This is a genomic window from Pseudonocardia sp. Cha107L01 (genome assembly GCF_052566575.1).
Window position 1 is genome coordinate 4289912 of record NZ_CP199579.1, and the last position, 13404, is coordinate 4303315.

Below are 13404 nucleotides of genomic sequence, written 5' to 3' on the forward strand. Positions count from 1 at the left end.
AGCCTGAAGTCTGCCGGAGACATCGACTCGTCCACGGTGGCAGGCCGATCGGTAGCGGGGCAGCTCCCACTCCGGGCCTGGGCCTGTCGCTCGAGGACAAGCCTCTCCATACTGCAGTGATGGCGTCGGTGCTCTCACCGGTAATGGTTGGGCGCACGGGGCAGTTGTCCGCGTTGCAGGCTGGCCTCGATGCCGTCGCTGCGGGCCACGGCGCCACCTTTGTGTTGATGGGCGAGCCAGGCGTCGGTAAGTCACGGTTGCTCCGTGAGGTGCGTCGCTGCGCCGTCGAGCGTGGGATGTCCGTCTTGGTGGGGAGGGCCGCCGAAACCACTGTGCCGCTGCCATTTCGGCCGATCAGTGAAGCGCTGCTGGCGGCATGCCGTGGCGGGCGGGTGGGCGACGACCCCGCCGTTGCACCGTTTCGATCCACGCTTGGCTCTCTGGTGCCCGAGTGGTCGGAACCGGGCACCACGGCGTCCGAGGTGTCGTTGCTGCACGTCGCCGAGGGCTTCCTGCGAGTCGCTCGGTGCCTGGGTCGAGCGTGTGGCGCTGTGGTGCTGCTCGACGACCTGCAGTGGGCAGACGGCGAGAGCCTGGGGGTCCTGGAGTACCTCGCGGACAACGTCAGCGAAGAGCCGGTGCTCGTTGTCGCCGCCACCCGGAGCGATTCCACGTCGCAGGGGGTCGCCGCCCTGATCGCGCTTGCGGATCGCCGGGTCGCGTCGCTGCTCGAGCTCTCCCGTCTCACCCCGGAGCAGTCGGTTGAGATGACCCGCCATTGCCTCGGTGACGCGCGGATTCCGGCCGCGGTGCTCCAGATCGTGATCGATCGGGCGGACGGCCTGCCTTTTTTCGTCGAGGAGCTGCTGGCCGCCTTGGAGAACGACGGTGCGTTGGTGTGGCACGGTGAGCAATGGGTGGCGGAGCACCCGGCGGTGCGGGTACCGGCCAGCTTCGCCGAATCGGTCCGGCGCCGGACCGGACAGCTGACACCGTCGGCCCGCGAGGTGCTTGTCGACGCGGCGCTGTTGGGCCGGCTGATCGATGCCGATCTGCTCGCGACGGTGGCAGGCGCCGACCCGGTGGTGGTGGCCGACGCGCTCCGGGCGGCCGAGGGCCGGTTTCTGATCGAGGTCCATGGCTCCGGCTTCCGGTTCCGGCACGCCCTTACTCGTGACGCGCTGTTGGCTGATCTGCCGCCCGGCGATCGGCCGGCGCGGGCACGCACAGTGCTCGACCGGTTGGAGACGGCGGGCGCTGGGTTGATGTCCCGGTCGCCCGAGGTGATGGCCGATCTTGCCGAGACGGCCATGAGGCATGACGTCGCGGTCGAGCACCTTCTCGCGGTGAGTCGCCGGGCGCTTCGACAGGGCGCGCTCACCAGCGCCGAAAGCGCCCAGCGGCGTGCGCTCGAGCTGGCGAGGGGTAGAGAGTTGGAGCTCGAAGTGACAGAGGCGCTGGTTGAGACGCTCGGCCTGGCCGGTCGCGCTGATGACACGTTTCCATTGGGTGAGGTTCTGCTGGCTCGGTTCGAGAGTTCGGCCGCGGCTCTCGACCCTGACGGAGCACGTCGCGGTGCGGTCCATCTGGCGCTGGGCCGGGCCGCCGTGGCCGGTACGGACTGGGCGCTTGCCGCGGTTCATCTGGGCGCCGCCGGGCGCCATGCCGCCGGGCCGGACCTGGCTGGCCCATTGAATGCGCTGCAGGCGGTGGTGGCCCTCGGCGAGGGGCGGCTCGACGATGCGGGCCGGCTCGCCGCTGACGCGGTCGCCGCCGCGGAACGCGCGGGTGTGCCCGACCTGCTCTGCGAGGCGTTGTTGGTGCATGGCCGCTGTGCGCGGATCCGAGATCACGATGCGGCCGAGCGTGCCTTCGCGCGGGCTCACACGGTCGCGCACGACGCGGGCCTGGCCCACCGGGAAGCGCGCGCGCTCGCCGAGTTGGGCTCGGTGCATGCCTACCGCGGCTTGGTGACACGGCTGTTGGAGTCCCGGCGGCTGGCCGAGGCGTGCGGAGCGCCCGAGACGGAGGCCGTCGCCGAGAACCACCTCGCCGTGGCCGCCTGGAGCCGCGGAGACGTCGACGACATCCTCGTGCACGCCGCGGCGGTGCTGCAGTTGGCCCGTCGCTACCGGTTGGGGCTGCTGGTGCCCGCGGCGCTCATCCATCAGGCCTGTGCGCACGCCATGCGCGGTGACAACGCGGCGGTGGACGCACTGCTCGCCGAAGCGGGTCCGCAGATCACGGGGGAGGCCACCCAGCGAATCTCCATGCATGCCCATGTGCGCGCGCTGTGCGCACTGGCGCATGACGACACGGCCACGGCCGCCCGCGAGTTCGCGGCCGCCGAGGACATCGTCCTGTCCGAACGGCCCACCGCCATGCCGCCACTGGTCAGCATGGCGGTGCTGATGCGTGCCCTCGATGGCGTCGATCCGAAGCAGGCGTCAAGTGAGCTCCGCCGCCGAGCCTGCGCCGGGCCGCTCTTCGAGGCGGTGCTGGCCGCGGCCGAGGCCGTTGCGCTCGGCGGGCGGGGTGAGCATCCGGGCGCGACCGCGGCCATGAGCTCCGCGCTGCATGACCTGGGGCTCAACCCCTTGGTGCACGCGATGGTTGCGCGGTTGGTCGCGCCGCGGGCGGCGGCCGAGGGCTGGGGCGAGCCGACGCGGTGGCTGGATGTCGCGCGGGCTACCTTCGAAGCGCGCGGCCTGCGCCGGCCGGCGCAGGCGTGCCGAGCGGCGTTGCGCGGTGGCGGCCCGATCGGCGGCCGCCCCGGGGGGATCAGTGCCCGGGAACGGGACGTTCTGCTGCTGGTTGCCGAGGGCCTGCCGAACCGCGTGATCGCCGAACGGCTGTACCTGTCGTCGCGTACGGTCGAGAAGCACGTGGAACGACTGCTCGCCAAGACCGGCTCGTCGAACCGCGCCCAGCTGGCCACCTACGCGCTGCGCCAGGACGAGGATACGTAGCGCGGATACGTAGATTCACCTATCCCGAGCGGCTCCGCCGGCTCGATGCTGGACCCCATGGGAACCTGCGAACCATTCCGGATCTGCCGCAACACCTGGGTGATCCCCCAGCTCGAGGAGGCCCCGCCGGTCGGGTGTTTCTTCCTCAACTCCGCGGTGATCACCGGAGCGGAGCCCATAGTGATCGACACCGGTACGCCGGTGAACCGCACCCGGTGGCTCGAGCACCTCGGCTCGATCGTCGACCCGGCCGATGTGCGGTGGATCTTCATCTCACACGACGATATTGACCACGCCGGCAACCTCGCGGTGCTGATGGAGCTCTGCCCGAAGGCGATCGTGCTCACCTCCTGGTTCGCCGTGGGCCGGATGGTCTCCACGGACGGCATCGACCTGCCGATGCACCGCATTCGTTTCGTCAACGACGGCGACGAGGTGGACATCGGTGATCGAAAACTGCGCGCACTGCTGCCGCCGATCTTCGACAACCCGACGACGCGGGGGGTTTTCGATCCGTCAACCGGCTTCTACTGGGCGGCGGACTGCTTCGGGGCACCAGTGCCCGGATTCGTCCCAGAGGCTGACGACGTCCCGGCCGCTGACTGGCGCGAGGGTTTCCTCATGCTGCACCGGATGCTGAGCCCCTGGCACACCATGCTCGACCACCGACGGTACGGCGCCGCCGTGGTTGACCGCTTACAAGAACTGCCGATCACGACGGTGGCGAGCGCGCACGGCCCTGTTGTCCGCGGCTCGCGGATCACCGATGGGTTCCGGATGTTGCGGGAGCTGCCGCACACCGGCGCATATCAACCCTTCACCCAGCAGGACCTGCAGAGTTGGATCGACGCGGCATCAACCGTGGGCACGGTCGACGCCGCGACCGCATGAGCGGAGCGTGCCGAGCGAAGCCTCGGCGCTGAGCGAGGAAAGGACGACGATCATGCACGAGACCCAGACCGCCACCGCGACGGCGACCGCTATCCCGATCCCCGCGATCGCCGGGCTACATCACGTCGGCATCACGGTCACCGATCTCGAGCGAAGCGTCCGATGGTACGGAGAGATGCTCGGGTTGGTGCAGGTGATGGAGGAGTTCTACCCGGGCGGTCGGGTCGTGGTGATGGTCCGCCCCGGCACGGCTGTCGACATCGGCCTCGACTCGCACGAGCGCAACGAAGGTGAGCCGTTCGCACCGCACCGCACCGGGCTCGACCACCTGGCGCTCGGCACGACAACACGTGCCGAACTCGACGCGTGGCACGCCTACCTGACCGCCAAGGGCGTCGAGTGCAGCGCTATCGAGGACATCACCGAGCCGATCGCCTTCTCACTATTCTCCTTCAAAGATCCCGACGGCGTCGCCCTCGAGATCTTCTACCAGGAGGTTCAGGCCTCATAGCCCGTTGGCTGGTAGTACTCGGACTTGACCAACCCAGCGAGGACGCCGTTCGGGCAGGGCTGTCCTAGTAGCAGGTTCGCTCCCGGCAGAGGTGGTCTACCCCGGCGGCGATCAACGTCGCGTAACCCCGGGTCGGTCCAAGACGAAAAGCACCGTGCCCGCGCACACAACGCCCGGGGCTGGTCGTCGAGCACGTGGTCCGTTTGGCTCTTTCCGGCCTCCGCGCCGGGGTTACGCTGGCCCCGTGGAGCCGAGCCGGCAGCTGCCGCAGCTCGAGGGCGGCCTGTTCCTCACGGACGGCGGCCTCGAAACCGTACTCATCTTCCAGCGGGGCTTGGAGCTGCCGGAGTTCGCGGCGTTCCCCCTGCTCGAGGACGAGGTCGGGATCGCCGCTCTGCGCGACTACTACCGGCCCTACCTGGAACTCGCGCGCGATCGCGGTGCGGGGTTCGTGCTCGAGAGCCCTACCTGGCGCGCGAACCCCGACTGGGCGCTGCGCCTCGGCTACGGCCCGGACGAGCTCGCGCGGGCCAACCGGCGGGCGATCGGGCTCATGCAGGAGTTACGCGAGGAGTTCGCCCCCGAGGTCGCGCCGATCGTCATCAGCGGCTGCATCGGCCCGCAGAGCGACGGCTACAGCCCCACGACGCACCTGGACGCCGAGGCGGCCCGCGAGTATCACGCCGCCCAGATCGCCACCTTCGCGGAGGCAGCGGCCGACCTGGTCACGGTGGTCAACTGCGCCCACCCCACCCACTTCGAGGGCGTGCTCGACGGCCCCTGGTGCGAGCGCATCGGCGCGCTGCGGGCCAACGCCTCCACCATGAGTCACGCCGAGCTCGACGAGGCCGAGAAGCTCGACGAGGGCGACCCGGATGATCTGGCAGCCCGCTACGGCGCGCTGCGCGGGCGACTGCCGCAGCTGCGGGTACTCGGCGGCTGCTGCGGCACGGACCAGCGCCATGTGGCGGCGATCAGCCGGGAGTGGCCGGCCTGACCGCGTGTCCGACCCCTCGGCCCGTGGCCGTGGAATCGTCGGCAACCACCGGCGACTCTGTCGCCGTTAACGCGCCGCCTGCGGTGGCGCGGTGGCTTCGCCAGTCCACTCGGCTCCGTCTCTCCGTTGGATCGGTAGTGAAACCTGGATCAGCGTGCCGTCGCCGCGAGGGCTGGTGACCTCAATCGACCCACCGATCGCCTCCACCCTGTCGCGCAACCCGATCAGTCCCGATCCCCGCCCCGGATCTGCCCCGCCCGCGCCGTCATCGCTGACGAACACCCGCAGGGTGCTGCCGCGTTCCTCCACGGCCACCTCCGCCCGCGAGGCGCCGGCATGCTTGCTGGTGTTGGTGAGTGCCTCGGAAATCACGTAGTACGCCGCTACCTCCACAGGTTGCGAATACCGGGACTCGGTGTTGACGCGCAGCTCGACCGGAACGGCCGAGCGCCGGGCGACCGCCCGCAGTGCCGGACCGAGCCCGCCGTGGGACAGCGCCGCAGGGTGAATGCCCCGCGAGAGCTCGCGTAGCTCCTCCATCACCTCGCTGAGCTCGTCGGCGACCTTGCCGAGGTCAGCCCGCAGCGCCGGCAGTTCCGCGGGCACCACGTCCTTGGCGCCGCGCAGTTCGAATGCCAGTGAAACAAGCCGTTGTTGGGCTCCGTCGTGCAGGTCGCGCTCCAGACGCCGCCGCGCCTCATCTGCGGCGGCGACCACTCGTGTTCGTGACGCCGCGAGCTGTGCACGACTCTCCGCGTTCGCGATCGCGGTGGCGACGAGCTCGGTGAAGCTCGCGATCTGCGACTCCGTCTTCACCGGGAAGGGTTCATCGCTTTTCCTCGAGGCGGCGATCACCCCCCACAGGCGCCCGGCCACGACGATCGGGCAACCGACCGACGAGCGGATACCCAGCTCACGCGCTTCCAGGGCGATCGCGCCCACTGCGCCCGTGAAGCTCTCGACCCGGACCGGACCTCCGGCCTGCCGGACATCGCGGGCGACGCTCAGCCCTTCGAGCTCGAACCGGGTGCCGACGGCCAGTTGGACCGGCACCCTGCTCCAGACGGCGAGACCCGTCACGGCCCCGTCACCCTCGTAGCGCTCCATGCGCGCGAGATCGGCGCCGCAGAGCAGGCCGATCTCCTGGATGACAGCCTCGAAGACCGTTGTCGGCGGGACCGACCGTGCGACCAGCGTCGCGACCCGCCGCAACGCGGACTGCTCCTCCGAGAGGCGTGCCGACTCCAGTGCCGACCGCCGCAACCGGGCCGCTAGCTGTCCCACGACGATCGCCGTGACGAGGAAGACGCCCAGCGCGACGGCGGTCCACGGGTCCGATACCTGGAACGAGTACAGCGGAGGGAGGAACAGGTATGCGTAGACCACGGCGCCCACGGCAGCGGTGACTGCCGCGAGTCCGGTACCCCACCGGATGGCCACCGCCACGATCGGGAGCACGTAGAGCACTTGGAAGTGAAGCGGGGGAGCCAGTGGCTCGAGCAACGCGACGAGGCCGCTCAACGCAGCCACCATCGTCACACCGGCAAGCAGCCCGCCCAGCCAGCGGACGGTAGGTTGACTCACCCGTCGACGTGCCATCTCATTGCTCCCCTAGGCGGACCTCAAGGGATGTGGTCGCCAATGACGACCCTCTCGGACCAGCGAACTTACCCGTATCCTGCCAGCTCCAGCTCGCACACCGCCCCTCGATCAGCGGTCCTCTGGTGAGGCGTGCGTCATCGCGAAGGTGGACTGTTCCCGATTTCATTGACACTGGTTTAGGCTGCCAGTTCGGTAAGTTTTCTGAACCCTAGCTCGTATTCGATGGGTGTCAAGTAGGCGAGTGTGGAGTGTCGCCTGCGGCGGTTGTAGTAGCTTTCGATCCAGAGGAATGTCTGTTGTTGTACTTCGGTCGCACCGCTCCATGGCCGGGTGTGGATGAGTTCTTTCTTGTAGGTTGCGAAGAATGATTCGGCGACCGCGTTGTCGAAACAAGTAGCGCGCCGACCCATTGAGCGCTGTACGCCGTTCTCGGTGCAGAAGTTAGCGAATTCTCGGGACGTATATTGACAGCCTCGGTCGCTGTGGAATATGACCCCGGCCAGGGGTTTACGGGTGACCAGTGCCGCGGCGAGGGCCTCGACGATGAGGCTGGTGCGCAGGTGATCGGCGACGGCGTAGCCCACCACTTTGCGGGAGTGCAGGTCGATCACAGTCGCGGTGTAGACCCAGCCGTCGACTGTCTGGACGTAGGTAATGTCGCCACACCAGCGGGTGTCGGGTGCGTCGGCAGTGAAGTCCTGGCCGATCAGGTCTGGGGCGTCGATAGGGCGTAGACCTGCGACGGTGGTCTTCTTCCAGGCTCGGGGGTGGCGTCCTTGCAGGCCGGCGGCACGCATCAGGCGCCAGACCCGCTTGGGAGCGGTCCGCACGCCGCGCACGACCAGCTCAGCCCAGACCCGGCGCACCCCGGGGTGGCCGTGCAGGTCTTGGTGGATCTCGCGGATGGTCTCGGTGAGCTCGGCGTCGGTGCGTTCGCGCTGGCACGGCCCTGAGGTCAGCCATCGGTAGTAGCCCTGCCGGATCACTCCGAGCTGGTCGCACATGAACGTAACCGAAAACTGCTCATCGGTTGCCCAGTCCGCGATCGCCGCGTATTTCACGGCTGTTCCTTCGCGAACCAGGTGGCAACTTTTTTTGCGAAGTCCCGCTCCATCTTCACAATGGCGATCTCTTTACGTAGCCGTATCAGTTCGGCACGTTCAGACTCGGACAAGTCCTTGTCAGGAGTGCGACCGGACTCTCTTGCTGACTTCACCCATTTACCCAACGTCATCTCGTGGACGCCGATACTTTTCGCTACCTCAGCGATAGTGCGGCCGGAATTGAGCACGAGGCTAACGGCCTGGTCCTTGTACTCCTGGGTGAAGTGTCGGCGTGTCGCCACGCGAGTACCTCCGCTGCGATCAGCGGCAGTCTACGACCGGCTGTCTACAAGATCGGGAACGGTCCAAGGAGCCACCTCGCTGCAGCCTTCCTGCCCTGCCATGCTCGGCTGGACCGCCGCCGATCTGCTCCGGGCGACCGTCGACATCGTGCTCTACGGGGCGATCCGCCCAGCACCCGATGATGAGCGGGAGGCCGGCCCGTGACCGTGGCCGGCTCATCTCTCACGGCACTACCTCCCGGCAGCGCATCTCGGCCGGTTCAGCAGGCTACTTCAATCACGCACGGTCCCTGGATGGCCAGACCGGCCTCGATGTGGCGGGCCAGCTCGTCGGCGGTCTGTGCGCGGAACGCCTCGATGCCGAAGGTGCGGGCCAGGGCGACCCAGTCGATCCGGGGGTTGTCGATGTTCAGCAGGGTGTCCGCGTTCGCGCCTTCCCGGGTGGCGCCGACGTTCGCCATCTCGCCGCGGAGAATCTGGTACCGGTGGTTGGCGAACACCAGTGTCAGGATGTTCAGCCCCTCCCTGGCGTGGGTCCAGAGAGCCTGCGGCATGTACATCCCGCTGCCGTCGCTCTCCAGCACGATGGTTTTGCGGTCAGGGCAGGCGATCGCGGCCCCGGTGGCGCAGGGCAGCGCGTAGCCGATGGCCCCGCCGGTGCCGAGGATCCAGTCGTGCGGCCGCGCGGTGCGGGTGTCGTCGAGGAACGTGCGCCCGGTGGTGATCGACTCGTCGACCACGATCGCGTGCTCGGGCAGCATGGCGCCCAGTAGCGCGCCGATCTTCTCCGGGGTGAGGGTGCCGTCCGGCCGGGCGGGCAAGGTCAGCTCGGTGACCGGGGCGGCGGTCTGCGTCGCGTCCAGCGCCTCGACCAGGGCCCGCAGCGCGTAGTCGGTGTCCTCGTCGGGGCGGGCCAGCTCGTGGACGTGCGTGCCGGGCTGGACGAGGCTGCTCGGCTTGTCGGGGTAGGCGAAGAACGCCACCGGGGCCTTCGCGCCGACCAGGATGAGGTTCTCGATGTCGCGGAGCGTGTCCACGGCCTGGTCGACTGGGTAGGGCAGCCGTTGCACCGGGACGCGGCCGGCTCCTCGGCTGATCCGGGCGATGTGGGTGGGCGCGAAGAGCCGCGCCCCGGTGGCGCCGGCGATCTTCCCGGCCAGCTCCAGCGGCCGCTCCCGGGTGGCGCTCGGCCCCAGCAGGATGCCGACGTTCTTCCCGGACCGCAGGATCTCGGCGACCGCCTCGACCGTCTCGTCGGCCGGTTTCCTGGTCGGGGGCACGGGGGCGCGCTCCGGGGCGGACTCGCGGGAGACCGGGCTCCAGGCGGCGTCGGCGGGCAGGATGAGCGAGGCGATCCGGCCGGGCGCGGTGCGGGCGGCTGCCACCGCGGCGGCGGCGTCCTCGGCGACGGTGTCGGCCGTCGGCGAGGTGCGTACCCAGTGGCTGAACGGTCGCGCGGTGCCCTCGATGTCGGAGGTGAGGGGCGCGTCGTAGTGCCGGTGGTAGGTGGCGTGGTCGCCGATCACGTTCACGATCGGCGAGTGCGCGCGCATTGCGTTGTGCAGGTTGGACAGGCCGTTCGCCAGGCCGGGGCCCAGGTGCAGCAGGGTCGCCGCCGGCCGGTCCGCCATCCGCGCGTAGCCGTCGGCGGCACCGGTGACCACGCCTTCGAAGAGGCCGAGCACGCAACGCATGCCGTCGACCTGGTCCAGGGCGGCCACAAAATGCATCTCCGACGTGCCGGGGTTGGCGAAGCAGACGTCCACCCCTCCTGCCATCAGCGCGTCCAACAGACTGCGCGCACCGTTCACCGTGAGCCCCCTCCGCCCGACCTCGCCCCAACCCTATTTGACGAATCGCCGGACGAAGGCCCGGGAGCTCGTGGCCGCGGGTGGGAGCGGGCACGGCCTCACCTCACGCAGGCAGCTCCGCCACCTCCCTGACCGGTAGCTTGCTCGCTGTTGGGGTCAGGCGACCTGTTGATGATGGATGCCGGAGTTGGGGTCGGCGGTGATCTGGTCGGTGTCGGTGTCGTAGTCGAAAAGTTCGGCGTAGCGGCCCCAGTCGATGGCGGTGTCGAGTTGTTGCTGGGCGTCCTGGGTGGAGAAGCCGCGGCGGAGTAGGTCGAGGAAGAACCCGGCGCGCAAGTTTCCGTCGGCACTGTTGGCGAGTGCCCGGCAGATGGTGCGAACGAGGGGTGCTCGGTGGCGCACTTGTTCGGCGAAGATTTTTTTGCTCGCTTGGATGTTGGCGGTGGTGAAGGCCTTGCCGGTGGTGGTGAGGGTGAGGTCGGCGCCGGCTACAAGAACGAGGTCGAGCATGGCGGCGGCGTCGACCAGGGGCAGTAGGTCGTCGATTTCGAAGTTGAGCTCGGCGGCGATGTCGGGCAGGTCGACGCGGCCGCCATTGGCGTGGACGATCTCGACCAGTCCGGCGAGCCCGCCGACCGAGGCGGTGGGCAGCGGTCGGGCGGTGGGGGTGGCCTCGGTGGGTTCGGGGATCTGTACGTCGGGTTCACGGCCGGTGAGGACGTCGTAGAGGTGATCGACCAGGGCGGCGAAGGTGGGGGCGCGCCGGTCTCGGGGTCGGCTGAGCGCGACGGGTACTTCGGCGCGAATGTGGCCGGGGTTGGCGCCGAGCACGATGACGCGGTCGGCGAGCAACACGGCTTCTTCGATGTTGTGAGTGACGATGCAGATCGCCTTGGTAGGAAATCTGTCTCCGGCCCACAGGGTCATGAGTTCGGTGCGCAGGTTTTCCGCGGTGAGCACGTCGAGCGCGGAGAACGGTTCGTCCATCAGCAGCAGGTCGGGTTCCAGCACGAGCGCGCGGGCGAAGCCGACGCGCTGGCGCATGCCGCCGGAGAGCTCTTTGGGGTAGGCGGATTCGAAGCCGTCGAGGCCGATCAGGTCGATCGCCTTGAGGGCCTGTTCACGCCGCTGCGCGGGCGGCACACCTTGGGCGGCGAGGCCGAGTTCGACGTTGTCCTGCACGGTGAGCCAGGGCATCAGGGCGAAGGACTGGAACACCATGGCCGTGCCGGGGTTGGCGCCGTTGAGTCGGGTGCCTCGGTAGTGCACGGTGCCGGTGGTGGGGGCGATCAGGCCGGCGACGGTGCGCAGCAGGGTCGACTTGCCCGAGCCGGAGCGACCGAGCAGGGCGACGATCTCACCTGCGCGCAACTGCAACGTGATGTCGTCCAGGACGCGGAGCTCGTCGCCGGCGGCACCGGTGAAGCTCTTGCTGACGTTCTCCACACCGACGATCACCTCGCCGGCGCCAACGGGGGGCTGCGTGATCATGGGAACCTCCAGGACAAGGGGGACCGGGCTGGGTTTCAGCCGGGGTCAGGTCGGGGAGTAGCGGCGTTCGGCCAGGGCGTAGAGACGGCGCCAGAACAGCCGGTTGAGTCCGACGACGTAGAGGCTCATCACCGCGACGCCGATGAGGATGTGCCCGGCGTTGCCGGTGCTGGTCGCCTTGGCGATGTAGGCGCCGAGCCCGGTCGCGGTGAGTGTGGTGCCGTGGTAGGAGACGACCTCGGCGACGATGGAGGCGTTCCAGGCACCGCCGGCGGCGGTGATGCCGCCGGTGACGTAGCTGGGGAAGATCGCCGGGAGGATGAGCTTGCGCCACCACAGTGCGCGGGGCAGCCGCAGGTTGGCGGCGGCTTCACGTAGGTCGTTGGGGATGGCGCTGGCCCCGGCGATGACGTTGAACAGGATGTACCACTGGGCGCCCAGTGCCATCAGCAGGATGCCGCCCCAGTTCAGGCTGATGCCGGTGGCCAGCAGTACCGCGGTGATGAGCGGGAACAGGAAGTTCGCCGGGAAGCTGGCCAGCACCTGCACCACCGGTTGGGCCAGGCGGGACACCCGGGGGTTCAGCCCGATCCACACCCCGACCGGCACCCAGACCAACGTCGCCACGACCAGGAGTGCGACCACCCGGGCGAACGTGATCAATCCGAGGAGCAGGGCGTGGCCCACCTCGGCGAATCCGGCGGTGTCGGCGATGAAGCTGACCATCCGGGCCAGCCCGTAGACGATCAGCACCGAGATCGCGACCGTGAACACCACGTCCCCGGCGCGGCGTCGCACCGGGTCGGTCCGCAGCGGATGTTCGGCCAACCCGAATATCGCCATGGCGCGGTCGACCGGGAAAACCAGGCGCCCGAACACCGTGCCGAGCGCGGCGGGGATCCTGGAGCGGCGCAGCAGGTTGAGGGTGACGCTGCGCGGTGCCTGGGCCGCTTCGGACTCCTCGACCCGGAACCGCTCGGCCCATGCGGTCAGCGGCCGCCAGAACGCCACGTTCACCCCGACCACCATGACGATCATCACGACGATCGCCAGCAGCACCCTGCCCAGCTCGCCGTTGTCGGTAGCGGTGGCCACATACGCGCCGATACCGGGCAGGGCGTACTCGTGGTTGTTCACGCTCAAGGCTTCCGAGGCGGTGAGGAAGAACCAGCCGCCGCCGAAGCTCATCATCCCGTTCCAGACCAGCGGGATCATGCCGCTGGGCACGTCGAGTCGCCAGAACCGTTGCCAGCGGGACAGCCGCATCAGCCGGGCGGCCTCGTCCAGCTCGCGGGGTTGTGAGGTCAGTGAGTAGTAGAAGGCGAAGGTCATGTTCCAGGCCTGCGAGGTGAAGATCGCGAACACCGAGGCACATTCCAGGCCCAGCTCCGAGCCGGGGAACAGTGCGATGAACCCGGTGATCGTCACCGACAGGAAGCCCAGGATCGGCACCGACTGCAGGATGTCCAGCACCGGCAGCAGCACTTTTTCGGTGCGCCGTAGCCGGGCGGCCGCCGTCGCGTAGACGAAGGTGAACAGCACCGACAGCGCGAGCGCGGTAAACATCCGCAGCAGCGAGCGGGCCGCGTAGTAGGGCAGCTCGCCCGGATCGGTGGAGACCGCTGACGGTGCGGTGGCCGGGTTGAACGGGACGTCCACCCCGCGAGCGAGGCGGACGAGGAGCCACAGCAGTGCGACCGCGCCGAGGAAGACCACGACGTCGGCGACGCTGCGTGCCGGGCGGGCCAGCACACCGCGGGTGGGGAACGTGCGCAGCATGGACATCG

General features: G+C 68.9%; 10 protein-coding genes. 4 read left to right on the forward strand and 6 right to left on the reverse strand.

Annotated features, from left to right (window positions below; genetic code table 11):
• The first annotated feature begins 119 nt into the window (after nt 1-119).
• The 4 genes from ACTXG6_RS20220 (at nt 120) to ACTXG6_RS20235 (ending at nt 5368) form a co-directional block, all read left to right on the forward strand.
• Entirely contained in the window at nt 120-2969 is a 2850-nt protein-coding gene (locus ACTXG6_RS20220) for an ATP-binding protein (RefSeq protein ID WP_445189352.1), read from the forward strand.
• A gap of 57 nt (nt 2970-3026) precedes the next feature.
• Nucleotides 3027-3860 carry an MBL fold metallo-hydrolase gene (locus tag ACTXG6_RS20225; protein ID WP_445189353.1) on the forward strand — a complete coding sequence of 278 codons (834 nt, stop codon included), beginning with the start codon at nt 3027-3029 and terminating at the stop codon, nt 3858-3860.
• A 7-nt stretch (nt 3861-3867) separates the two neighbouring features.
• On the forward strand, nt 3868-4371 hold the full coding sequence (locus ACTXG6_RS20230) for a VOC family protein (RefSeq protein ID WP_445189354.1): 504 nt from the start codon (nt 3868-3870) through the stop codon (nt 4369-4371).
• 244 nt (nt 4372-4615) lie between these two features.
• A complete protein-coding gene (locus tag ACTXG6_RS20235) occupies nt 4616-5368 on the forward strand; it encodes a homocysteine S-methyltransferase family protein (protein WP_445189355.1) in 753 nt (250 codons plus the stop codon).
• A 66-nt stretch (nt 5369-5434) separates the two neighbouring features.
• On the opposite strand, the gene ACTXG6_RS20240 is transcribed toward ACTXG6_RS20235, so the two are convergent.
• The 6 genes from ACTXG6_RS20240 to ACTXG6_RS20265 form a co-directional block, all read right to left on the reverse strand.
• Nucleotides 5435-6967, reverse strand: coding sequence for a sensor histidine kinase (locus ACTXG6_RS20240; protein WP_445189356.1), 1533 nt, complete (start codon nt 6965-6967; stop codon nt 5435-5437).
• A 179-nt stretch (nt 6968-7146) separates the two neighbouring features.
• On the reverse strand, nt 7147-8031 hold the full coding sequence (locus tag ACTXG6_RS20245; RefSeq protein WP_445183283.1) for an IS3 family transposase: 885 nt from the start codon (nt 8029-8031) through the stop codon (nt 7147-7149).
• Nucleotides 8028-8315: a transposase gene (locus ACTXG6_RS20250; RefSeq protein ID WP_445183284.1), complete on the reverse strand. Its 288-nt coding sequence runs from the start codon at nt 8313-8315 to the stop codon at nt 8028-8030. Before ACTXG6_RS20250 ends, ACTXG6_RS20245 begins: the two co-directional genes overlap by 4 nt.
• A gap of 260 nt (nt 8316-8575) precedes the next feature.
• Nucleotides 8576-10126: an acetolactate synthase large subunit gene (locus tag ACTXG6_RS20255; protein ID WP_445189357.1), complete on the reverse strand. Its 1551-nt coding sequence runs from the start codon at nt 10124-10126 to the stop codon at nt 8576-8578.
• A gap of 156 nt (nt 10127-10282) precedes the next feature.
• Complete coding sequence (locus tag ACTXG6_RS20260; protein WP_445189358.1) at nt 10283-11617, reverse strand: ABC transporter ATP-binding protein; 1335 nt, start codon at nt 11615-11617, stop codon at nt 10283-10285.
• Nucleotides 11618-11662: 45 nt separating this feature from the next.
• Complete coding sequence (locus ACTXG6_RS20265) at nt 11663-13402, reverse strand: ABC transporter permease (RefSeq protein ID WP_445189359.1); 1740 nt, start codon at nt 13400-13402, stop codon at nt 11663-11665.
• Nucleotides 13403-13404: the final 2 nt, after the last annotated feature.